21 protein-coding genes are annotated in these 23,264 nt (G+C 32.6%); 2 read left to right on the top strand and 19 right to left on the bottom strand.

The annotated features are described in order from the left end of the window. Positions 1-23: 23 nt before the first annotated feature. From DTUR_RS02980 to DTUR_RS02920, 13 genes are all read right to left on the bottom strand, one after another. On the bottom strand, positions 24-644 hold the full coding sequence (locus DTUR_RS02980) for a sugar transferase (RefSeq protein ID WP_012582959.1): 621 nt from the start codon (positions 642-644) through the stop codon (positions 24-26). 13 nt (positions 645-657) lie between these two features. Beyond that, entirely contained in the window at positions 658-1,905 is a 1,248-nt protein-coding gene (locus tag DTUR_RS02975) for a glycosyltransferase family 4 protein (RefSeq protein WP_012582958.1), read from the bottom strand. Further along, positions 1,898-3,019, bottom strand: coding sequence for a glycosyltransferase family 4 protein (locus DTUR_RS02970; protein WP_012582957.1), 1,122 nt, complete (start codon positions 3,017-3,019; stop codon positions 1,898-1,900). Before DTUR_RS02970 ends, DTUR_RS02975 begins: the two co-directional genes overlap by 8 nt. After that, positions 3,009-4,358, bottom strand: coding sequence for an O-antigen ligase family protein (locus tag DTUR_RS02965; protein ID WP_012582956.1), 1,350 nt, complete (start codon positions 4,356-4,358; stop codon positions 3,009-3,011). Before DTUR_RS02965 ends, DTUR_RS02970 begins: the two co-directional genes overlap by 11 nt. Further along, positions 4,345-4,497, bottom strand: a complete 153-nt coding sequence (locus DTUR_RS02960) for a hypothetical protein (protein WP_012582955.1) — start codon at positions 4,495-4,497, stop codon at positions 4,345-4,347. Before DTUR_RS02960 ends, DTUR_RS02965 begins: the two co-directional genes overlap by 14 nt. 12 nt (positions 4,498-4,509) lie before the next feature. After that, on the bottom strand, positions 4,510-5,922 hold the full coding sequence (locus DTUR_RS02955; protein WP_012582954.1) for a polysaccharide deacetylase family protein: 1,413 nt from the start codon (positions 5,920-5,922) through the stop codon (positions 4,510-4,512). Next, positions 5,922-6,656: a PHP domain-containing protein gene (locus tag DTUR_RS02950; protein ID WP_012582953.1), complete on the bottom strand. Its 735-nt coding sequence runs from the start codon at positions 6,654-6,656 to the stop codon at positions 5,922-5,924. The genes DTUR_RS02955 and DTUR_RS02950 overlap by 1 nt, the downstream gene beginning before the upstream one ends. A gap of 65 nt (positions 6,657-6,721) precedes the next feature. After that, on the bottom strand, positions 6,722-7,741 hold the full coding sequence (locus DTUR_RS02945) for an ATP-grasp domain-containing protein (RefSeq protein ID WP_012582952.1): 1,020 nt from the start codon (positions 7,739-7,741) through the stop codon (positions 6,722-6,724). 593 nt (positions 7,742-8,334) lie between these two features. After that, the gene (locus DTUR_RS02940) at positions 8,335-8,919 is read right to left on the bottom strand and encodes an acyltransferase (protein WP_012582951.1); all 585 of its coding nucleotides are present in this window, start codon (positions 8,917-8,919) and stop codon (positions 8,335-8,337) included. Between the two features lie 15 nt (positions 8,920-8,934). Then, positions 8,935-9,882 (bottom strand): Gfo/Idh/MocA family protein, encoded by a 948-nt coding sequence (locus DTUR_RS02935; RefSeq protein WP_012582950.1) that lies wholly within the window; start codon positions 9,880-9,882, stop codon positions 8,935-8,937. 24 nt (positions 9,883-9,906) lie between these two features. Next, positions 9,907-11,205 (bottom strand): nucleotide sugar dehydrogenase, encoded by a 1,299-nt coding sequence (locus DTUR_RS02930; RefSeq protein WP_012582949.1) that lies wholly within the window; start codon positions 11,203-11,205, stop codon positions 9,907-9,909. Continuing rightward, on the bottom strand, positions 11,202-12,296 hold the full coding sequence (wecB, locus tag DTUR_RS02925; protein ID WP_012582948.1) for a non-hydrolyzing UDP-N-acetylglucosamine 2-epimerase: 1,095 nt from the start codon (positions 12,294-12,296) through the stop codon (positions 11,202-11,204). Before wecB ends, DTUR_RS02930 begins: the two co-directional genes overlap by 4 nt. Then, positions 12,278-14,179, bottom strand: coding sequence for a polysaccharide biosynthesis protein (locus tag DTUR_RS02920; RefSeq protein ID WP_012582947.1), 1,902 nt, complete (start codon positions 14,177-14,179; stop codon positions 12,278-12,280). The genes wecB and DTUR_RS02920 overlap by 19 nt, the downstream gene beginning before the upstream one ends. A gap of 264 nt (positions 14,180-14,443) precedes the next feature. Here DTUR_RS02920 and DTUR_RS02915 point away from each other — a divergent pair, with 264 nt between their 5' ends. After that, complete coding sequence (locus tag DTUR_RS02915; protein ID WP_012582946.1) at positions 14,444-15,121, top strand: peroxiredoxin; 678 nt, start codon at positions 14,444-14,446, stop codon at positions 15,119-15,121. Between the two features lie 41 nt (positions 15,122-15,162). Here the strand turns inward: DTUR_RS02915 and DTUR_RS02910 are convergent, their stop codons facing one another. Further along, the gene (locus tag DTUR_RS02910; protein ID WP_012582945.1) at positions 15,163-16,329 is read right to left on the bottom strand and encodes an MFS transporter; all 1,167 of its coding nucleotides are present in this window, start codon (positions 16,327-16,329) and stop codon (positions 15,163-15,165) included. A gap of 207 nt (positions 16,330-16,536) precedes the next feature. Between DTUR_RS02910 and DTUR_RS02905 the strand changes: the two genes are divergently transcribed. Further along, the gene (locus tag DTUR_RS02905) at positions 16,537-16,866 is read left to right on the top strand and encodes a DinB family protein (protein ID WP_337955237.1); all 330 of its coding nucleotides are present in this window, start codon (positions 16,537-16,539) and stop codon (positions 16,864-16,866) included. Between the two features lie 244 nt (positions 16,867-17,110). Here DTUR_RS02905 and DTUR_RS02900 read toward each other — a convergent pair whose 3' ends face one another. From DTUR_RS02900 to murJ, 5 genes are all read right to left on the bottom strand, one after another. Further along, entirely contained in the window at positions 17,111-18,904 is a 1,794-nt protein-coding gene (locus DTUR_RS02900) for an ABC transporter ATP-binding protein (protein ID WP_012582944.1), read from the bottom strand. Continuing rightward, positions 18,905-20,641: an ABC transporter ATP-binding protein gene (locus tag DTUR_RS02895; RefSeq protein WP_012582943.1), complete on the bottom strand. Its 1,737-nt coding sequence runs from the start codon at positions 20,639-20,641 to the stop codon at positions 18,905-18,907. It lies immediately after the preceding gene. Beyond that, on the bottom strand, positions 20,610-21,113 hold the full coding sequence (locus DTUR_RS02890) for a hypothetical protein (RefSeq protein ID WP_242603739.1): 504 nt from the start codon (positions 21,111-21,113) through the stop codon (positions 20,610-20,612). Before DTUR_RS02890 ends, DTUR_RS02895 begins: the two co-directional genes overlap by 32 nt. Before the next feature lie 62 nt (positions 21,114-21,175). Next, positions 21,176-21,523 carry an SMR family transporter gene (locus tag DTUR_RS02885; protein WP_164930998.1) on the bottom strand — a complete coding sequence of 116 codons (348 nt, stop codon included), beginning with the start codon at positions 21,521-21,523 and terminating at the stop codon, positions 21,176-21,178. A 35-nt stretch (positions 21,524-21,558) separates the two neighbouring features. Continuing rightward, positions 21,559-23,163 (bottom strand): murein biosynthesis integral membrane protein MurJ, encoded by a 1,605-nt coding sequence (gene murJ, locus DTUR_RS02880; RefSeq protein WP_012582940.1) that lies wholly within the window; start codon positions 23,161-23,163, stop codon positions 21,559-21,561. Positions 23,164-23,264 lie beyond the last annotated feature (101 nt).

Below are 23,264 nucleotides of genomic sequence, written 5' to 3'. Positions count from 1 at the left end.
ATATTCCTCCCTTTAAAAATCTTTCATAATGAGTTTATAACTTCTTCTCCCATAAACTCAGGCATTGTAGCATGACCTTCTGCACTTATACCCTCACGCTTTAATACCTTCAAAATGGTAAGAAAGATAATCTTTAAATCAAGAAGAATATTCCAATTATCTACATACCATACATCTAATTTAAATTTTTCTTCCCAAGTTATAGCATTTCTACCATTTATTTGTGCCCAACCTGTCATACCTGGTTTTACATTATGTCTTCTTGCCTGCTCTGGAGTATACCTATCTAAATACTCCATAAGAAGAGGTCTTGGACCCACCAGACTCATATCTCCTTTTAACACATTCCAAAACTCAGGAAGCTCATCTAAAGTAGTACTTCTTAAAAACTTACCGATTGTTGTAAGTCTCTTCTCATCAGGCAAAAGATTCCCATTTTCATCTCTTAAATCCAGCATAGTCCTGAATTTATATATCACAAAAGGCTTTCCCTTTAACCCAGGACGAACCTGCTTAAAAAATATAGGTCTTCCCATTGTAATGTAAATTATTATGGAGATAACCACTATAATAGGGCTCGCTACAACAAGCCCTATTAAGGAGCCAATAATATCTATGATACGCTTTAAAAAATAACTCCTCATTTCTCTGGCACCCCTAACCCTTTTTCATAACTCCTACTTCTTCAAATATCTTTTCAAGCTTATCCACAAGAACAGGTATAGAGTGATACTTTTCTACATATTTTCTTCCATTTAATCCCATTGCTCTTCTTTCCTCAGGAGACATTTTATACAATTTAATTATAGCATCCGCAAGAGCTTGAGGATTATCTGGCGGAACAGTTATACCCGCTTTAGCCTCATCCACAGGATTATTGATAGAGTTAGAAGAAAAAATAATAGGCTTCCCTGAAGCAAGATAATCAAAGAGTTTGTTTAAGCTTATACCATACTTATAAAGAGGGGAGTCTTTAAGCGCTAGAAAAAGAACATCAGCTTTTTGAATTATTTCTACTATTCTATCCTTGGGCAAAGGAGCCTTAAATTCTAAGTTATTTATTTTTTCTTTTTTCACTATTTCTAATAATCTTCCTTTCTCTGGTCCATCTCCCACGAATAGAAATTTAATATTAGGATAATCTTTTTGAAGTATTTTGGCAGCTTCTACCGCAACATCAAGATTATTAGCCTTTCCTATGGCACCTGTATAGGTCACTATAAATTCATCAGAAGTATAAGTTTCATCTCTCAAACTTCCTCCGTTCTTAAACTGAAACCTCTCGAAATCTACCCCATTGGGAATCCAAACAATCTTTTCAGGGGAAATTCCCAATTTTTCTATATACTCATTAGCCCTTGGTAGTAATACTATTATTTTATCTGCTCTCTTATATAAAAATTTTTCAAGTATTCCTAACAAAATTACAAAAGGATGCCATTTAGAAACTCCCATATCCATTAATGTTTGAGGCCAAAGGTCTCTTACTTCCATTATAAATGGGGTTTTATATTTCTTAGAGAGTAAATAAGCAGTGAACACTGCAAAAAGGTGTACAGAAGATCCTATTATAATATCAGGTTTCTCTGTATTAATTTTTTGAGCTACTTCATAAGCTCTAATAGCATAAGAAAGCATGTTGACTACTCTTCTCCAATCATTGCCAGAATATGAAAATGTCTTTAACCATACAAATCTAACTCCTTCGTAATCTTCAATAATAAATTTCTCCTTTTCATATTCTTTAGTTTCTCTAAGTAAGCTATAATGAAAGCTAGAAGCAAATATGGTTACTTTATAACCTCTCCTTACTAATTCTTTTCCAAAATCAAAATGCCTTGTTCCCCCAGGAAGATTTGGAGTTATAGCATAATGATTGAAGAGCCAGATATTTTTGTTAGCCATGTAGTAAATCCTCATACAATTTAATGAGTTTTTCACTCTCTTTTTCCCAATTATATTTCTCTAAAACAGCTTTTTTACCATTTTCTCCCATTTTTTGAGCCTTATCTAGATGCTCTATTAAATATTTTATTGCTTCTGCAATTTCTTTTGGATTAAGAGGATCAACACATATACCACAATTATTTCCTTCAACAATTTCTCTCCAAAGAGGAAAATTAGAAGCAATAACAGGAAGCCCAGCAGCCATATATTCAAAGAGTTTAACAGGTAACGCAGTAACATAATTTGTTATTGGATGTAAACATACAATACCTGCATCTACATCTACAAGCTTATTTACTACTTCATCTGGCTCTAACCATCCAAGATAATCTACTTTCTCAAAGCCTTTAAGATTTCGAACTTCTTTTTCATATTCAATTGGGGAAAATTTTCCACATAAAATCAAGCGAACTTCTTTATTAGAATCTACATATTCAAGGGCTTTTACTACCTCACTTATTCCTCTTATTTTTGAAAGTCCTCCTATATAAATTATTTTAAACACATCATCTTTTTTTTCTTTGCCTTTAACCTCTAAAAATTTTGACAACATTGGGTAATTTTTTATCGAGATGGCGTTTCTATAAAAAGAGAAATTTTTCAATATATCATCTGTAGCGGTTATAATAGCATCAAATAAAAAAGAAAATTTCTTCTCTCCTAGATTTACTATAAAAGAAATAATACCTCTTAATTTTTTAGGTATCCAATATTTTGACATTATCTGTTTAGGAACATCCTCATGAACATCATATATAACCTTTCCTTTAGCAAAGACTTTTAACAAGACACCTATAGGAATCAGCTCAGGATCATGGAAATGATAAATGTTTGCTTTTAGTTTCAATGCCTCTTTGAGAGCTCTAATAGGTAAATAAATCATCCTCCTAATCCTACTTCTCACTATAGGCAAAGGGATTAAATGTATTCCATCTACAATCTCTTCTTTATCATGCTGAGCAATAAGGTAAACCTCATAACCCGATTTTGCAAGAGTTTTACATTCCTTGTGAAATATACGAACATCAAATGGAGAATGTACGGTAGTTATGTGACAAACTTTAGCTTTCATTATTTGAAATCCTCCTTCTTGCCCAAATTAATCCCAAAGTAGTAAATAGCAATCGATTATCATTTATATCTCCAGATACCGAAGAATTAATAAGCATAAAAATAAGACTCATCAGTAAACTAATGTTTATGTAATAGTTCCACTCTAATTTCGATTTTTTTATATTATCAAAAGCCACTATAATACTTTTACATATAACAAAAATAAAGGCAAAAAGTCCTAAAATACCTAATTCAGAACCAATTTCTAAAAAGATATTATGAGGATACAAACCCCTGGGTGCATCATATCCATTGTAAAACACACTAAAGCCCCCTATTCCTAAACCCACTATATTTCTTGGGAAGTCCTTAAGAGAATTTATTGCTGTATTATACAATTTTAACCTTGTCTCTATCGAAGTACCTTCTAAATTTTCTAATAACATTAGTCTATAAAAAATAATTGAGAAATAATCTTTAAAATATACAACGACAAATAAAGCAAATACAAAAATTAAAAATATGTATGATAGTAACTTGAAATCTCTTTTATTTATTGTAAATTTGTTTTCTTTAATTTTGAATAAATTCATTATTACCAGATATATGAAGATAAAAACAAAACTAAAAGCAAGACTTACTAAAGGACCTCTACCACCAGATATGAACATATTAAAAATAAAAAGTCCCATAATAAAGAGAAGACAAAACTTATATAATTTTTGTTTTATCACAAAAAAGAGCGATAGGGCTGATAATATCGCAATTCCACTAATTCTCCCAACTGCTAAATAGTTTGAACCAAGTGCTTCGTGAAAACCAGTCTCTCCAGGAGCTAATCCACCTGTTATGATATCAAAACTCATAATAATAGCAATAATAACGAACACAGCAAAGAATCTCACATATACTTCTTTCTTTTGGAAAAGCATTATAGGAAAAAAGAAAGCAGGCGATGTAATAATTATGAATCTGAGAATTTTTTCAGTTCCATAAATAGGAGCTAAAGTATATGAAAGACTTAAAATCCCTAATAGAACTATAAATATATATGATAAAAAAATTTTTATAGGGGGTAGAATGGGTTTTAATTCTCCTTTCAAAATATTATACAAAACCCCCAGAGTAGTTAAAAACCCAAAAAATACTGTAAGATCGAGAAATTTAGGCAGAAAATTTAATCTTGGATCTGCCTTATAAACACCCGCTGTTAGAAAAAGCGCAAAATAGATTTCAGGATACTTAAACAGAGATTCGGACAATAAAATTAAACAATAAACTAATACCGTAAAAATAGAATTAAAAACTTTTAAAGTAGAGTTATTAATATTGACTTTCAACTTTTTAAGACCATACATCTTTATTATATTCCTCTTCAGCAAGTTTTCTAAACTGAGGTCTTACGCCTACAACCAAAATAATTTTAATTAAGTTTCTGCCGTAAACTTTCCCTTTATTTATACATACCCAACTCTCATTTTTAAAAGTATTTCTCATAGGCTTTTAATCCTAAATAATATTATAAAGAACATCTCTATAAATGTTCTTTTGCCATTTTTCTATAAGAGAAGTATTATGCCAAAGTAAAACAAAAGTTCCTCCAAAAAGGCGACAACATTTAGATAAATGTTCTACATATCTAAAACTCTCCTCTACTTTCAAGTTCATATAGCTACTCCCAAAGAGAGTTACATCCATAACTATAAGAGGCTTCTCAAAAAGATTCAAGCTTTTACGTGTAACAAGATTATAAACAGGATATTCATAACAAACCCCTGTCCTAAATCCTGCATAATCAGCAAATGATAAAGTACTATCGTAATTAAGTCCTGTGTCTTCCCAATTTTGCCATGTAGTTGGATTTTTCCAGCGTAAATAATGCTGCCTTCCACCGTAAGAATCTTGCTTAATGCTAAGTTTTTCCGCTAACATAATTAACTTTTCAAACTCCCTTTTTATTTGTTGAGAATCACAATAACTATTATAACTTGCATGTAACCCAATCCGATGGCCACGCTTATAAATCCTGTCAATTAAAACTTGTATATAGGGTGATTCAAGAGAATAATCACTTCCATCTAAAGTCCCTGCAGGATGATCAGTAATAAAATAAAACTCGCTTTGTAATCCATTTTTTTCACTTAGATCCATAATAAAATCAAAAGTATTAGCTGGATCAAGTTTAGGGTCATTTTTGACTTTACACTTTATTCTTTGAAAGCTAAGACTAATATTCTTGCGATTAATTAAATCAGCACTAACATTACGGAGTATTTGATACCAACTTTGATCATAGACCACAAAAGGATGATCAACATCATGTGTTAATAAAACTTTATAACTATGTTGCTTTCTTTCCAAACCTGGCCAAAGCCGTTTTAGCAAAGCCCATAAGATTTCAACATACTCATTTACTATAGGACGAGAAAGAAATCCCTCTCGATAAGCTAATGAGGCTTTTGCTGGAAATCTTTCATGCTCATCTCTTTCCGAAACTATTATTTCTTCATATCTTGTTAGCATAAAGAAACAAGAACCAAAGATATCAACACCTAAATGTATAAAATTTTTCCCCTGATCAAAATATCTTCCATTAGATAACAATCTTCCATAAATTATAGGTAAATCTTTCTTGCATAATCTAACTTCTGGTAAATCATCTAATATATTCCATCGAGGAAGAGGAGATAGTGGCAAGGATGATTCTTTCAGCCATTCTTCGGTGGGTGTATTAAATAATATATTTTCAATACTCAGGGCCTTATCTGATTCGTCCCCTTTGAGTCTAATCTTTACTTTATCACCATCATACATTTCAAGTGTATAATCCAAACCAAGAAAATCTATCAAGAGCACTTTTATGATATAGTTGAACTCTTGTAAATAGAAATTTTCTGGAATACTAACAATTAGAGTGCTCATTACTTCCTCCCTATATTCTTTCTTCTATTTGCAAAAATTTCCTCTATCAATAACCATTTAATCATAGAAAGGGTTAAATTTACAATCTCATAAAAGTTTCGTTTTCTAACTGCTTTAATAAGACTTGAGATACGAATCTTATAATTTTGAGTTTGCCTTCCAGCCAACAATACTGAGGAAGATAAGAATGGGAAATTTCTATCAAAATTTGAATAAGAAACTATTACATTATCTAACTCAGAAAAAAGATGCGCATCAGCCCCATAAATAGGTACCTTATTAAGTTGCATACAAAGATTTAGAGCTTTTTGATTTTGTTGCTCGCTACAGCGAGAGTTAAAAACCTCTATGCAGTCTACTTTCATAGCAATTCGTTCTATATCTCTATGTTGGCAATATGGATGAGGCAATATAATTACTCCACCCTTATTTTTTACAACATGAATAAGGGTCTCAAATTTCTTCAACTCTGAAATATTTAAGTTCTCGTCAAAATCATTTAAAACAACAATTATATCACCATATTCAGTTTTGATTTCAGCAGAGAAAGGAATATATATATCTATTTTTTTACTGTAAGCATAATCCAGAGCTTGTCTTGCTCCTTCAAAGCTATCATGGTCACAGATTAAGAGAATATTTATTACTCTCCTTTTAGCATATTCTACGATCTTTGAAGGAGACATCATACCATCAAATGAATATTTTGTATGAATATGACATATCGCTTTCATTATTTCAAGATTAGGTCCTTTAAAAGTATTAATACTTTTAAAATATCTGCTAATATTGACTCACCTCAACAGGTTGATACATTGGGGTTAAAATACTCTCTAATAAGATATAATCTTTTCGTTTTCACAAGATTCAAGATGTCACCATCTAAAGGCCAATAAAAATGTTGATTAATGTTATAATTCTCTGAATAGCTTAAAGACTCCCCTCTAAAAATTCTAACCAAATCAGCAGGGAAATTAACTCCTGCACGTAATGCCAACTCTAAAGATCCCCAGAATTTATGATTTACTTCTATTAAATAAAATTCTTCCTCATCATATTTATATTTAAACTCAACCATGGCTACACCATTCCAATTTAAAGTATTAAGCAAAGTTAAACCATAGTTTTTTAACTTATCACTATAAAATGCTTTCGCAGCAGTACTTGCTCCCCCTGAAATTGGCCATTCTCTCAGACGTTGGTGCATAAAAATTCTTACAGGATTTCCTTTCTTATATAAAGCAAAAAAACCAACCCCCATTCCAGAAATATATTCTTGAAGAATAACACCATGCTGAGAATTCTCTCCAAGTATCTTAAATGACTGATTTAAATAATAATTTAATTCTTTTTGATTATTAGCATAAAAAACAAACTTTGCCTCAAGTTCAGAAGATGGTTTTATTACGCAAGGAAATTTCACTATTCCCTTTACTTTCTCAATTTCTTTCAATGACTTAAGATGTATAGAGAACGGAACAGGTACGCCACAAGTTTTAGCCAATTGTATAGTTTGATATTTATTGAAACATACTCTAATACTTTCTTCAGAGGGCAAAATTGCCTTCTCTCTGACATATTTCAAAGTAGGTAGAATATCTTTAGCACCTACTGGAATTACCATGTCAAAATCGTTAGCAAGTAAAGCTTCCTCCAATGAACATCTTTTAATAACATTAGCATAACCGTATAGCCTAGAGAAATTCAACTTTGAATCATCTTGAACAATTAGATAAATATCAGGTATAGAAATTTTGAGATATTTCTGAATAGCAATCGAATGTTTATAACTTCCACTTGTCACCAACACTCTAAACATATTGAGCCTCTTTCTTTATGTAAGCCAAATTTTTCCAAAATCTGGTTAATTATATATTTATATTCCCTTACCCATTTATTTCTCATACTTTAAGACAGTTGATAAAGTTCACTTGTATATGATTTATAATTAAATTCCTGAACTTTTTTTTAAAGCTTCTTCAATTAACCAAAGTATATGTGACTCTTGCGAAAGCATTTATACTTCCTCCCATCATTTAATATTTTTGTAGCTCCTTTACTAACATCTTCACCATCTTCTCCACTGAATATTCATCTTTTAAAATCTACCTCTATCCTTAGTCTTATAGAAACCACTACAGATTTTATTCTATCACAATCCGCTCCTACAACTCTATTCCACTCAAACTTTACTGTCTCCACCCGTTCTGCCTTATCCCTTAAAGTACTACAAGGAACTTTTATCCAAGAAGACTTCTTTTCAGATACCTCCTGAATCTATTAAGATTACCTCTGCATTCTTTTCTAAATTTATCATATCAAGATATCCTAACTATAAATTTTTCTCAAGCTCCTCAAATGTGAAAACCTCAATATTTAGACTATTCTATTACAATCTTACATTATCTTTCATCATCCATCACTTACTAATCTCCCATCTTCTAATCTATACTTTTCTCCACAGGCTTTACAAACTGCCTTTCCATTATCATCAAATTCTAATCTTACTCCGCACTTACATACCCAACCAATCTGTCTTGCGGGAACTCCTACCACAAGGGCATAAGGAGGGACATCCTTTGTTACTACCGCTCCCGCTCCTACAAAAGCATATTCTCCAATGGTTACTCCACAAACTATTGTGGCATTTGCACCTATGGTAGCACCTTTTTTAACTTTGGTCTTTTTAAATTCATTCTTTCTTTCTATAAATGCCCTCGGATTTATGACATTGGTAAATACACAAGATGGTCCACAAAATACATCATCCTCTATCTCTACTCCTTCGTATACACTTACATTGTTTTGTATTTTTACATTATTTCCTATTTTTACATTTGGTCCTACCATGACATTTTGTCCAAGAACACAATTTTTCCCTATTTTACTACCTCTTAATATATGACAAAAATGCCAAATTTTTGTACCCTCACCTATCTCTACACCTTCATCTACATAAGAGCTCTCATGAACAAAATAATGAAGATCTTTAGACATATTTATAATCCTCCTTTAGCCCATTACTTGCTCAAGTATTTTCAGGACTCTTAATCCTTCATATCCATCTGTCTTTGGTCTTTTCCTTTCTTTTACACATTCTATAAAATGGAGAAGCTCTAATTTTAAAGGTTCTTCATTTTCCACAGGAATAATTTGCATTTCTTCTTTTTTAGGCATAGGAAAACCATTATTATATTCCACTTTATGAGGATATAAGAATAATTTTTCCCTTGTATTGTCATCAAAAACTATCATACCCTTTTTACCAATTACTACTAATCTTTGCTCCTTAAAAGGATGCCACCAGCTTACAAAGATGTGCGCCTTAATACCACTTTCAAACTCCAAGGCCGCAAGTACTCCATCTTCAATTCCCTTTGTAATAAATCCAAATCCTTGAGAATATACTTTAACAGGCATCCCTCCTGTAAGTTCTAAAATTAAGGATATATCATGAGGAGCAAGGCTCCACCATGCATTTTCATCGGTCCTTACCTTTCCCACATTTAATCTGTGGGAGTAGATATACATTATGTCTCCCAAATCACCTCTCTTTACCATTTCTTCCATTTTTACTACTGCAGGATGATATTTTAAAATGTGTCCCACCATAAGAATTTTTCCTCTTTCCTCCGCCAACTTAACCAAATCTTCTCCTTCTTTTAGTGAGACTGTCATAGGTTTTTCCACAAAGACATCCTTGCCTGAAAGAATAGCCCTTTTAGCTAAATCATAATGGGTAACTGCAGGGGTTGCTATAACTACAGCAGTTATCTCTTGATCTTGCAAAATATCTTCTATTTTCTGAGTATAATTTACATCTGGGAAATCTTTTCTTCTTTCTTCAATAACCCTCTTATCAAAATCACACGCAGAACGAAGAACATTAAGCTCATATAAATTTCTCAATATATTCTTTCCCCAATATCCAAGCCCTATGAGTCCAATAAATTTATCCATTTTTCTCCTCCCTCAATTATTTATTCATAACAAAATTACCCTTTCATCTATACTAAGTCCTCTTTTTCTCAAAGCATTCCTTGTATCTACTATTAATTTTGCATTCTTGTATATCATCTCATAATCAATGTTATCATGGTCAGTTACAATAAGAACACAATCAGTATTTTTAACTTTACCTTCATCTAATGCACAGGATTTCATATATTTAACTTCTTTTGTTTTGCTATTCTCAATCTTGATCTCTGATACATAGGGATCATAAAATTCAACTTCTCCTCCAAGATCTTCAAGTAAAGGAATAATTTTCAAAGCGGGTGATTCCCTGGGATCTGCTATATTGGGTTTATAGGCAACACCAATTATAAGTATTTTAGATCCATTTACCGGCTTTCTATGATTATTCAATGCCTCCATTACCAATTGGACCACATACCTTGGCATATTATCATTTATCTCACCCGCAAGCTCTATGAATCTTACATCAAAATCGTACTCCTTAGCCTTCCAGGAAAGATAAAAAGGATCGATGGGTATACAATGTCCCCCCAATCCTGGCCCAGGATAAAAGGGCATAAATCCGTAAGGTTTTGTAGAAGCTGCAGATATTACTTCCCAAATATCAATATTCATCTTTCTACAAAGGATCGCCAGTTCGTTTATGAAAGATATATTTACGAGGCGAAAGATATTCTCAAGAAGTTTTTCCATTTCAGCGACCCTTGGAGAAGATACCTTATGGATCTTGGGGATAATTATGGAGTAAAGTTTCATCGCCTTTTCTGTGGAAACTTCATTTATTCCTCCTACAACTTTTGGAATATCCTTAGTAGTGAAATTTTTATTTCCAGGATCCACCCTTTCGGGAGAAAAAGCCACATAAAAGTCTTCACCAGCTTTCAGCCCACTTTTTTCCAATATAGGAACTAAAACTTCTTCGGTGGTTCCGGGATAAGTGGTACTCTCTAATACTACTAATTGTCCTTTTTTTAAATATTTAGAAATCTCAGTGGTAACATTTATAATATAGGAAATATCAGGTTCTTTATGAGGACCTAAAGGTGTAGGTACACAAATAATTATAGCATCAGAATCTTTTACTGGCTCAAAATCTATAAAAGCTTTAAGATTTCCTTTATTTACAACTTCTAAAAGTTCATCATTTTTTACATCGTCAATATATGAAATTCCTTTATTAACCATCTCGACTTTTTTAGGATTTTGCTCAATGCCGTGTACTATTAATCCAGCCTTTGCAAACTCTAAGGCTAAAGGAAGTCCTACATATCCAAGTCCCACAATAGAGATCTTCTTAAAACTCACTTAAACTCTCCTCCTCTCTTTTCCAATTCTCTTACTAAAATTTCTCTCATTTTAGGTGCCGAGTAATTTTCTTCAAAATTTACATCTTCCCCCTCTTTTATATTTCTTACAGCTTCTAATATCTTTTCTTTATTTGCACCAACTAATCTATTCCATTTAAGCTTCACTATTTCTACCCATTCTGTTTCTTCCCTTAAGGTAATACATGGAACCTTAAGCCAAAAAGCTTCTTTTTGGACCCCTCCAGAATCTGTCAAAATTGCATACGCATTTTTCTCAAGCTGTATCATATCAAGGTATCCAACTGGATCTATTATTCTAATTCTGCTCTTTAAATAATCTTCTAAACCAAATTCTTTTACTTTATTTTTTGTCCTGGGATGAATAGGAAAGATCACTTCTTTATCTAATTCTTGGAGGGCTGAAAAGATACTTTTTAATCTTTCAGGATTATCAGTATTCTCAGCTCTATGAATTGTAACTAAGTAATAACCTTTAGGATAAAGAGAAAGCTTCTCTAAAATTTTACTTTTTTCTTTTGCTAATTTAGAAAAATGCATAAGAGCATCAAACATTATATCCCCTACTAAGTATACGCCTTTTTCTATACCTTCTCTTTTAAGATTCTCCACTGCAGTTTCTGTAGGTGCAAAAAGAATATCCGAAAGGTGATCTGCTACAATTCTATTTATCTCCTCAGGCATCTTCTTATTAAAACTTCTAAGTCCCGCTTCTACATGGGCTAAAGGAATGTGAAGTTTAGAACTTGCCAAAGCTCCAGCTAAAGTAGAGTTTGTATCTCCATATACTATTACTACATCAGGTTTTTCTTTTATTAAGACTTCTTCTATTCCTATAAGCATCCTTCCTGTTTGCTCACCATGGGAGCTTGAACCTATCCCAAGGTTATAATCTGGCTCTGGAATTTCCAATTCTTTAAAGAAGAGATCACTCATGTTTTCATCGTAATGCTGACCTGTGTGAAGAATAACTTCCTTTATTCCGCTTTTTCTAAGCTCAATTGAAAAAGGAGCAAGTTTTATAAATTGAGGGCGGGCTCCTACTATGGAAATTACTTTAAAGCTTCCCATTGTTCTTTCCCTTTTGCATTTTCTTGAGCTTTTTTATAAGTAGGAATTAACTTTTTAAGCACTTTTTCAATCTCATTTTTATCCCTTTTTTCAGCAGAAAGCTTTAGCTCTCTCAGTAATGCTTCAAAACTATTTTTATCAAGATCATTGTTAGAAATTATTTTATATATTTTAGGATGCGAGGTTTTTAGAACCTTTTCCTCTTCCTCCCAAAGTTCCTCCTTTAACTTTTCTCCAGGGCGAAGACCTATAATCTTTATCTCTATATCTTCCACCGAATATCCAGAAAGCTCTATAAAGTTTTTTGCAAGATCTATAATTTTAACTGGCTTTCCCATATCAAGAACAAAAAGATCACCCGATTTCCCAATAGCCCCTGCCTGAAGCACAAGTCCTACCGCCTCGGGTATTGTCATGAAATATCTTTCCATATCCTTATGGGTTATAGTGATAGGACCGCCCATTTCAATCTGTTTTTTAAATACTTCAAGGACGCTTCCCCTACTTCCTAAGACATTTCCAAATCTTACTGCTATATACTCCGTTTGAGAGTGAGAATTATAATACCTTACTAACATTTCTCCAACTCTTTTTGTCGCACCCATTATATTTGCTGGATACACTGCTTTATCGGTAGAAATAAAGATAAATTTTTTTACTCCATATTCTTTTGAAGCATCCATTACATTAATGGTACCAAAAACATTGTTAAACACCGCTTCGTCAGGATTTTCCTCCATTAAAGGCACATGTTTATGGGCAGCAGAGTGAAAGACTATCTCAGGTTTTTCCATGGAAAATATGTAAAATATCCTATCTCTATCCTTTATATCTGCAATATAAGAGCAGATATTTAAATTAGGGTAAGTATTCTTAAGTTCTAATTCAATATTAAATATGCTATTTTCTCCTCTTCCCAGAAGAATAAGTTTTTGTGGTCCATATCTTGCAACCTGCCTACAAATTTCCGCCCCAATAGATCCTCCAGCTCCAGTAACAAGTACTTTTTTTCCTCTTAAGTATTCACCTATTTTTTCAGAATCCAAATCTATAACGTCCCTTTCAAGAAGATCTTCTATCTTTACGTCCCTAATTTTACTTATGGTCACTTTCCCATCTATAAGCTCCCATATTCCAGGAAGGGTTTTTACAGGAAGTTTCAACTTAGAAGCCATACTCAAAATATTTTTCAAAAGCGAAGGAGGTGCAGAAGGAATTGCAACAAGAATTTCCTGAACTCCATTCCCCCTAACAACTTTGTGCAAAGAAGATATAGGTCCTAATATTTTAATTCCATGAATTGTTTTTCCAATTTTTTTAGGATCATCATCCAAAAATCCTACCACATCATAATTTAGGTTTTTATGTGTCTTTATCTCTCTTAATATCTTTTCTCCAGCATCACCAGCTCCAATAATAACTACTCTCTTTTTTTGAGCATAATTAACTTTATCTATACTCTTTTTACTCTCGTAAACCCAGCGAGTAAAAGCCCTTACTGAGAATAAAAGTAAAAGAGACGTAAAGTAAGAGATGAGAATTATTGATCTTGGAAGTCCTTGAATTGGAAAAATTAAATAAGATAAATAAAATATTATTTTTTCAAGTGTAATCGCAAGGGTCAACTCTTTCAGGGCTTCAAGGCTAAAATATTCCCATAAAGTGCGATAGAGCTTAAAAGCAAAGAAATAAATAATAAAGAAAATAAGAAATTCTCTAAATATAACAAGAGGTAGTATTTTAATATAATTAGAAGGAGGTATAAATTCAAACCTTAACAAAAAGGAAAAATAAATAGATAGAATAAAAAATGCAAAATCTACAAATATCCTAAATATTGTTGAACGTGGTATCTTAAATAAATTTCTTCTCCTCAAAAACATTCCCTCAAAATCTCTAATAAATTTTTTCTTCTCATTACCTTACATCATAATATACCATAAAAATATAGGTTCTTAAAGAAATAAATATCATTGAGACATTCAACGTACTTTAGTATAATTAATTTTTATTAGTAACTAAACCCTATGTTTTTAGAAGCCTTTCTTATAATCTCCTCTTGCAAAAATTTTTCATTTATGGTAATATATACTTGAAAATAATAATAATTCTAAATAATAATAATTTTTATTAGGAGGTGGATAAAAATGGAAAATTTAGAGAGAAAAGGAATTCCCCTTTTAGGAGAGCCTTTTCCAGAGATGAAAGTTAAAACTACCCATGGTGAGAAAGTTCTTCCTAATGACTACAAAGGAAAATGGTTCGTACTTTTTAGCCATCCTGCAGACTTTACACCTGTATGTACCACTGAATTTGTAGCCTTTCAAAAGAGATATGATAAGTTTAGAGCTCTAAATACCGAGCTTATTGGGCTTAGTATTGACCAAGTATTTAGCCATATTAAGTGGGTAGAATGGATTAAGGAAAAATTAGGAGTAGAAATTGAATTTCCAATTATCGCTGATGATACAGGAAAGGTAGCAGAAAAGCTCGGATTAATTCACCCTGGAAAAGGAACCAACACAGTAAGAGCAGTATTTGTGGTAGATGACAAGGGCATAGTAAGGCTTATCCTCTACTATCCACAAGAGGTAGGAAGAAATATTGACGAGATTTTGAGAGCAGTAGAGGCACTACAAGTTACCGATAAATATGGAGTAGCAACTCCAGCTCAATGGCCCGACAGTGAAGTAGTAGGAAAGGATCATGTAATTATTCCTCCTGCAGGTGATGTGGAGACTGTTAAAGCAAGACTTGAAGCAGCTAAGAAAGGTGAAATTGAATGCTTTGACTGGTGGTTCTGCCATAAGAAATTAACAAAGTAGAAAAGTAAAAAAAGAAAAATCTTGGTAGGGTGTCCTCAGATTTAAGAGGACACCCTATTTTTTGACTCCTTTAAAGAAGTTATAGCAAGTACTGTAGAGATTAGAGATACAAAGGTTAAAAAGCGATACATTCCAGGAAGTCCAAAAAGATCAGCTACAAATCCTGAAATAGCAGGACCTAAAGTAGATGAAAGTGCCATAGCCATGCCTAATAGTCCTTGAGCTGTTGCTCTTTCCTCAGGAGGCACCAGATCATTCATATAAACAATAGGTATGGTCCCTATTACTGCAAAAGTTAAGGAATGCATAAATTGAATAAGAATGATATGCCATGGATTGTTAGTTAAAGTATATAGAAAAATTCTTATAGGAAGAGCAATAGAAGTGAATATAAGTATGGGTTTTCTTCCCAACTTGTCTGACAGATAACCCCAAATAAGCATAAAGGGGATCTCTGAAAAAGAACTTGCAGAATAAGCAAAACTTATATGCTTACTTTCTCCACCCAAGGATCTTATTAACAGGTTAACATTGGAGGATGCTCCCAAGAGAGCAATAAAATAAATCACATAAAAGATTAAAAAGTTCCTTACTTCAGGCTTTAATATTATTTTTTTTACACTTCTAAAATCCACTTTAGAGATGCCAGTCTTAACAGGAGACTCTTTTATTACAATACTTAAAATAAATCCCAATAGGTATATTAAGCCAATCATCAAAAACATTACCTTATGTTCCACCAATTTTGGATAAAATCCTGTTGCAAGCATAACCAGAAGAAATCCTATACTTCCCCATATCCTTATGGAGGCATAATGAGAGCCTGTTCTCTCTGACACTGCGTAATCCATAACAAGAACATTCGCCATAGTAGTGATAGTGCTTGTAAATATTCCTACAATAAAATAGACTATTAGAAAGGACCAAAAATTTTTTAAAGATGGAAAGATAAAAGTATATATCAATATAAGTACAATAAAACCTATGAGAATAAAAGGCTTTCTTTTACCAAATTTATCAGAAAGATATCCTATATAAACTTGAAAAAGGGCACCCGAAAGAGAAGAAATAGCAGATAAAACTCCAATCATTCCTATGGAAAAATTTTTAACTTCTCTCAAATACACAGGGATAAAGGAGAAAATAAATACCCATGCAGAAAAATATATAAAAAAGAAGAGCTTTAAAAGAAATATTTCCCTCTTCATGATTTAATATTTTACAAAAAATAAAATTTTAAAACAATTACTAAGCCATACATGCTAAACTATTAACAAAGGATTTTGTGTATAAAACTCCAAAGGAAGGTTTGAAAAATGGCTACGAGAATTGAGAGGATCATAAAGTATATGAATGATGCCTTTAAGAGGGATGCGGGTCTTTGGTCTCATTCGGTTATGGATGTATTATAAAATATACACAGCATTTGGGAAATTGTGAATCATTTAATCTTTGGGAAAGAGTATTTAATAAACATCTTAGAAGGTAAGGAAATTCCATCTGAGGATGATTTTAAAACCCCTGATGATACCTCGGAGGAGGCTTGGAAAAACACTGTTAAAAAATTGGAAGAAGTTCATAATAAGCTTATAGAAATTTTAAAGGGCAAAACCGATGAAGATCTGGACAAAAGTTTAGGCGAATACGGAACTTTAGAGGACAATCTTTATGGTATAATAAGCCATGATTGTTATCATGCGGGTCAGATTGTATTAATTCTACAGCTTATGGGTCTTAATTTATAGTTGTTAACAATTTTTTAAAATATTTAATATAACTTTAACTCCAATTTATTGACACCCCTATTAATATTTGATATCTTACTTAACGAAAGTTGACGGAAATATAAAAGGAAAAAATAAAAAAGTTTGGAATAAAAAATAAAGTTTGAAAGTCTAAAAAAGTGTAAAAAATAAATAAGTAAGCAAAGACACCTCCCCCTCTCACCCCCTCCCCCTGAGTCCCCCCTCTCAGGGGGTTTTATTTTTTTTAAGAGACAATTTCCTTCTCTTCACTCCAAAGCTTAAATTGAGATATAAACATGTTATAGTAAATGCCTCTCTTTTTCATAAGTTCTTCATGATTTCCCTCTTCCACTATTTTTCCGTTTTCTATGACAAAAATTCTATCAGCATTTTGAATGGTAGAAAGTCTATGAGCAATAATAAAGGATGTTCTTCCCTGTAGTAGTTTCTCAATTCCTTTCTGAAGAAGTCTCTCTGTATGGGTATCAATACTTGCGGTAGCCTCGTCAAGAATGAGAATTTTGGGGTTTGCAATAAGAGTTCTTGCAAGGGAAACAAGTTGCCTTTGTCCTGTGGAAAGTCTAAGTCCCCTCTCTTGCACTCTTGTATCGTAGCCCTTTTCTAAGGACACTACAAAATCGTGAGCATAGACCTCCCTCGCGGTATTGATTACTTCTTCATCTGAAGCAGAAAGTCTTCCATACCTTATATTTTCCATTATACTTCCTGAAAAGAGAAAAGTATCCTGAAACATTACTGCAAGTTGCCTTCGCAAACTCTCAAGTTTTATCTTTCTAATATCCACCCCATCAATTAATATCTCACCCTCATCAGGATCGTAAAATCTGCAAATAAGATTCACTATAGTAGTTTTCCCAGCACCTGTATGCCCCACAAGAGCAATTCTTTCTCCTGGATATACTTTAAAGCTCACCTTTTCAAGAACTTTTTTCTTTCCATCATAAGAAAAAGATACATTTTTAAATTCCACCTCTCCTTTTATATCCAGCTCTACAGCCTCTTCATCCTCCACAATATTAGGATTAATGTCCATGATTTCAAAGATTCTCTCTGCACTTGCCATACTAGTAACTAAATTGTTATAAAAATTGCTAAGATTCATAATAGGCCTCCAGAACATGGCAATATAATTGGAAAAAGCTATAAGGAGACCAACAGTAATACTTCCTGACTTTATCATTTTTATCCCAAAATAGAAAGTAATTATGGATCCTACCCCCCAAGAAAATTCTACCATGGGCCAGAAAAGGTCGTTAATTCTTACTGCCCTTACAAAAGCCTGCCTTACATCCCAAGCAAGCTCAGTAAAAATATTCTTCCTATAATTCTCTGCATTAAAATACTTTATTATTCTTATTCCTGAATAGTTTTCATGAGTAAAAGCATTCAAAGTAGAGTTCTTCTTTCTTACTAATTGCCATCTCCTTCTGCTTATGGTTTGAATAGAGAAAAGAGTGATTAAAAGAAAAGGAAACATCAAAAGTCCATAAGAGGCAAGCTTGGCATTAAGATAAAACATGATAGTTGCAGTGGCAATTATGGTGAAAGTGTCAGGAATAAGGTTAGTCACACTCATGTTGAAGAGATTAGTCAATGAATTTACATCCCCTATAATCCTTGCAAGTATCTTTCCTACAGGTCTTTCATCAAAAAAGGCAAAAGAAAGCTTTTGAACATGATTAAAAAGATCCTGTCTAATATTTAAAATTATCCTATGGGTTATTTTTGCTATCCTTTCTGTTCGCTTCTTAGCACAAAGGGCTGATATTAAATTCAAAAGAAGCACTATAAATCCTACAGTAATAAGCCCCTTTGGATCTTTATTCTTTATAAATCTATCAATAGCAATCTTCATAAGATAAGGATTCGCAAGATCTACAGTCATAACTACGAAGATGAAAAAAAGTACAATTAATATCTCCTTTTTATAGGGCTTTAAATATCTAAAGAGTCTTCTTAAGATATCAATACTTATTTTTTCCTCTAACTTTTCATCCTCTCTCAAACTATATGGCATTTATACAGTCTCCTCCATGAATACATATTTTCCATATTGTTCCTGATATATCTCATAATATCTTCCCTTAAGAGACAAAAGATATTCATGAGTTCCTCTCTCCACAACTTCTCCATTATCAAGGAGGATAATCTCATCAGCATTTTTGACTGAAGAAACTCGGTGAGCTATGATAATTTTTGTAAGATGGTACTTTTCAAGAGCTTTTTGAATATAAAGTTCTGTCTCCATATCAAGGGCTGATGTTACATCATCAAGAATAAGAATTTTTGCAGATCCAATTAAAGCTCTTACAAGAGCCCTTGTAATAGTTAATCTTTGTTTTTGACCTCCTGAAAGTCCTAATCCTCTCTCTCCGACTATGGTTTCAAGACCTTCAGGAAGGTTTTTTACAAACTGAAGTGCCCTTGCATCCCTTAAAGCTTTTTTTATTACATTTTCTTCCACTTCTTTACCAAGCTTAATATTTTCCCTAACAGTATCGGAAAAAAGAAAAACATCTTGAGGTACATAAGCTATATTTTCCCTTAAAGTTTTGAGATCAATCTTTCTAATATCTACCCCATCAATTAATATTTCTCCTTCCCAAGGCTCGTAAAATCTTCCAATGAGATTTACTATGGTGGTTTTACCAGATCCCGTAAGTCCCATTATGGCAAGAGTTTCTCCTGGCTTTACATGAAAACTTATATTTTTTAATACATACTCATCTTTATATTTAAAAGAAACATTTTTAAAGATAATCTCCCCTCTTATTTCTTTGATTTCTACCCTTTCCTTTATGACCTCTTTTTCTGGTTTTTCCCTAAATAGCCTTTCAATCTTTTTCAAAGAAGCAACACACTGAGCAAGCATGTTAACAATCCATCCTCCAAGCCTTACAGGCCAAACAATCATAGAAACATATCCTGAATAAGCTACTAAAGTACCAATGGACATTTTTTCTCCTATAACCCATAAACCTCCAAGAGTTATAGTAAGGGCAATAGATATATTAGTAATAAAATCCATCCATGGAAAATACTTGGCAAATATCTTTGCCTGTTTCACGTTCAACTCAAAAATTTTTCTATTCTCTTCAAAAAATTTCCCTATCTCATACTTTTCCCTACCAAAAGACTTAACCACCCTTATTCCAGCTATATCCTCTTGAGCAGTAGTATTTAATCTTACTCCCTGATCGGATATCTCTCCATAAATTTCATCATTCTCCCTCTCAAGTTTATAGGCTATATATCCTATAAAGGGCACAAGGGTAAGAACTATGAGAGTTAATCTCCAGTTTATGGAAAACAAAATAACACTTGCAATTAGAAAATAAAAGAGTTGTTCTATAAAAAAGACTAAGCCAAAACCAAAAGTAAACCATATATTATCAATATCTTCCTTTATCCTTGACATAAGCTCTCCTGTATTTATCCTATCAAAGAAAGAGAAAGGAAGTTTTTGCAAATGTTCAAAAAGATCCACCCTTAATTCGTAGGCAAGCCTTGATCCCCCAAGATCCATAAAATATTCCTTAAAATAGCCCAGAACAACCCGAGAAAAGGTAATTAAGGCCATAAATAAAAGAAGACGTGGAAGAAGATCCATGTTATTTTTCAAAATTACTCTATCTATAATCATCTCCACAATTTTAGGATTAAACATATCAAGGGAAAGGGCAAAAACAGCACAAAATATGGCAGATATAAAAAAGTGCAAATTATGTTTTATATACTTTTTTAGCCTCTTCATATACACTCCTTATTTTATCTTTTTCAATCCATAATTGATATCTTTTTCTTGAGAAAAAATCTTTTCCTCGCAAACTATTAGGATTATAGGCATAAATTAAACAAAAGCTATATCCATTTTTGAGAAAGATAAAAAATCTTTGAAAAATATTCCTACCTTCTATTGGATAGACCATAAATCCCAATTTTTTCAAGAACCTTACTACCTTATCTTGATTTTTAAAGAAAAAGGCAATTTCTCCCATAAACCATTCCACATCACTAAAAGAAGATCTCTCTACAAAATCTAAAAGCTCCTTTAAAGAATTAAAAAATAATCTCTGAAATCTTTTTCCCCAAAAAAGATCTATACCTTCCGAAGGTATTTGAGGTAGATGTTCATTCCAAAGATGAAGCTCAACAAAAGTTTTGCTCTTTTTTCTTACCAATTTATACCTTAAAATACATTCAGGATTATCAGTAAAAATCTTCACTCCTTGAATTTTGCTCAAGAAATGATCAAAATTTATTATTATGAAACGAAATAATTTTCCCATCATTTAGTCTTAACAAGGAAAAGAGTTCCAATCATTATGAGGATTATTCCAATCCATTGAGAAGGCAATATCTCCTCTTTGAAAAACCACTTTGCTCCAAAAACTTGAACAAAAATTTGCCCAAAAGCAGTAGTTAAAGCATAGCCTATATAAAAAGGTACCAATGTAAGGAGATAGGTATAAGCAATAACCGAGAAAAACCCAGTTAAGTTGCCTATTACCTGCCAAAAGATAAAGTTCTTAAGATCTTTATTTTGCACTGAAAGTTTAAAACTCACATTAGAAATAACGGTAAACATAATACATAATGCAAAGGATATAAAAACAGCCATATACCTCTTACTCACACCCTCTCTCCCCTTTTGAAAAAATCCTTATAAAATTATCTAATCAAATGAGCAATTAATTCTATATTTTTTCTTATAATACCAAATATCCTTTTTGCTTCCTCAACGCCCCACCTAAGTCCAAGGAGGAGATAAACCACTAAAGCTATAATTACAGATATAAGTAAAGAAACAGCAAGTCCTAATTGTCCACGGGAAATATGGCTGTAAATAAAATTAAAAGATAAAAGAGCAAGAAGGCTTATAAATACACCTCCTAAGGTAAATTTAAGAGTATTAGAGAGGAGATTTTTTGAAAATATACCTGGGACTTTATTTTCTAAAGACCTTACTAAAAGGATAGTGGAAATTAAAGATGCAAGGGATGTGGCAAGGGCAAGCCCCATATGAGCAAGAGGTTTTATAAATATGGCATTTAAAACAATATTTGATAAAAGAGCAATTATAGAATTCATCGTAGGAGTTCTTGTATCATGTAAGGCATAAAATCCTCTTACAATGATGATATTAATACTCATAAAAGTCAAACCCAAGGAGTAAAATATAAGGGCTTCTGAGGTTCTTTTTGTGGCAAGAGCATCAAAGGCTCCTCTTTCAAAAGCAAGTTGAACAATGGGTTTGGCAAGAAGTATAAGTCCCAAGGAAGCTGGAATTAAAAAGAAGAGCCCTGCTCTTAAACTTTTATTAAGAGAGTTTTTGAACTGATCCAAATCATCACTTTGAGCCTGAAAGGCAAGATCGGTATATATGGCAGTGGCAAGGGCATTTACAAAAAGATTTATAGGAAGTTGATAAAGCCTGCTTGCATAATTTAATGCAGATATACTTCCTTCGGGAAGGAAAGATCCAAAAATTCTATCCACAGCCATATTTAAGATTCCCACACTCTGTCCAAGAAAAATAGGTCCTATAAGGATTAGAGCCCTTTTTAGTCCATCATATTTAAAATTAAGTTCCCAATTTATTCTTACTCCTATCCTCCTCAGAAAAGGAAGTAACAAAATATATTGAACAACTACATTAGCAAGATATCCCCAAGGAAGAATATAAGCCCCAAAGACATTATGAAGAAAGAAGATTGAAACTATGAAAATTACATTTCCGAGAACACCAGCCAAATTTGGAATCACAAAACTCTTTTTAGAGTTATATAAGCCCGTAATAAGACCATAAGTACCCCAGAAAATAATTCCAGGAAGCATTATATAGGTAAAATCAAGGGTTAATCTTCTTGTCTCTTGAGAAAATCCTGGAGCAAGAATTTCAACTATTAAAGGAGAAATGACGTAGGAAAAAATGGTAACCCCAAGAAGGATTACAAATAGATCTGAAACTAATATAGAGGCAAATCTTTCTGCTTCTTCTTTACCTCTTTTCTCTTTCCACTCTGCATAAAGAGGGATGAATACTGAGGACAAAGCCCCTGAAACAAGTCCTGCAAGAACTCCTGGTACTGCCTGTGCTACTACAAAACTATCGGTGAGCTTTTTCGCACCAAAAAAGGCAGCAATCATCATTTCTCTTAAAAATCCCATAACCCTACTTATTGCAGCAAGAAGGGTAATGAGAATTGCTGCCTCAGTAACACTTTGCTTTATAAATATTCTTTTTATCCTTTGAACAATATTATTTCCATCCATAAACAAAAGTAATTATATCAAAAGAAAAATAAAGGTTAAAGTTTAACATGTTTTAAAAATTTATTTGCTATAATTTATCGTGAAATAATTAACGATTTATA

The organism is Dictyoglomus turgidum DSM 6724, from assembly GCF_000021645.1.
GTDB lineage: Bacteria > Dictyoglomota > Dictyoglomia > Dictyoglomales > Dictyoglomaceae > Dictyoglomus > Dictyoglomus turgidum.
The sequence above is the reverse complement of the archived record's forward strand: the minus strand, read 5'-3'. Positions and strand labels throughout refer to the sequence as shown.

What these genes read in the sequence shown, in the direction of transcription:
- DTUR_RS02980 (WP_012582959.1), bottom strand. Translation starts at nt 644, where the DNA reads ATGAGGAGTTATTTTTTAAAGCGTATCATAGATATTATTGGCTCCTTA.
- DTUR_RS02975 (WP_012582958.1), bottom strand. Translation starts at nt 1,905, where the DNA reads ATGGCTAACAAAAATATCTGGCTCTTCAATCATTATGCTATAACTCCA.
- DTUR_RS02970 (WP_012582957.1), bottom strand. Translation starts at nt 3,019, where the DNA reads ATGAAAGCTAAAGTTTGTCACATAACTACCGTACATTCTCCATTTGAT.
- DTUR_RS02965 (WP_012582956.1), bottom strand. Translation starts at nt 4,358, where the DNA reads ATGTATGGTCTTAAAAAGTTGAAAGTCAATATTAATAACTCTACTTTA.
- DTUR_RS02960 (WP_012582955.1), bottom strand. Translation starts at nt 4,497, where the DNA reads ATGAGAAATACTTTTAAAAATGAGAGTTGGGTATGTATAAATAAAGGG.
- DTUR_RS02955 (WP_012582954.1), bottom strand. Translation starts at nt 5,922, where the DNA reads ATGAGCACTCTAATTGTTAGTATTCCAGAAAATTTCTATTTACAAGAG.
- DTUR_RS02950 (WP_012582953.1), bottom strand. Translation starts at nt 6,656, where the DNA reads ATGAAAGCGATATGTCATATTCATACAAAATATTCATTTGATGGTATG.
- DTUR_RS02945 (WP_012582952.1), bottom strand. Translation starts at nt 7,741, where the DNA reads ATGTTTAGAGTGTTGGTGACAAGTGGAAGTTATAAACATTCGATTGCT.
- DTUR_RS02940 (WP_012582951.1), bottom strand. Translation starts at nt 8,919, where the DNA reads ATGTCTAAAGATCTTCATTATTTTGTTCATGAGAGCTCTTATGTAGAT.
- DTUR_RS02935 (WP_012582950.1), bottom strand. Translation starts at nt 9,882, where the DNA reads ATGGATAAATTTATTGGACTCATAGGGCTTGGATATTGGGGAAAGAAT.
- wecB (WP_012582948.1), bottom strand. Translation starts at nt 12,296, where the DNA reads ATGGGAAGCTTTAAAGTAATTTCCATAGTAGGAGCCCGCCCTCAATTT.
- DTUR_RS02920 (WP_012582947.1), bottom strand. Translation starts at nt 14,179, where the DNA reads ATGTTTTTGAGGAGAAGAAATTTATTTAAGATACCACGTTCAACAATA.
- DTUR_RS02915 (WP_012582946.1), top strand. Translation starts at nt 14,444, where the DNA reads ATGGAAAATTTAGAGAGAAAAGGAATTCCCCTTTTAGGAGAGCCTTTT.
- DTUR_RS02910 (WP_012582945.1), bottom strand. Translation starts at nt 16,329, where the DNA reads ATGAAGAGGGAAATATTTCTTTTAAAGCTCTTCTTTTTTATATATTTT.
- DTUR_RS02900 (WP_012582944.1), bottom strand. Translation starts at nt 18,904, where the DNA reads ATGCCATATAGTTTGAGAGAGGATGAAAAGTTAGAGGAAAAAATAAGT.
- DTUR_RS02895 (WP_012582943.1), bottom strand. Translation starts at nt 20,641, where the DNA reads ATGAAGAGGCTAAAAAAGTATATAAAACATAATTTGCACTTTTTTATA.
- murJ (WP_012582940.1), bottom strand. Translation starts at nt 23,163, where the DNA reads ATGGATGGAAATAATATTGTTCAAAGGATAAAAAGAATATTTATAAAG.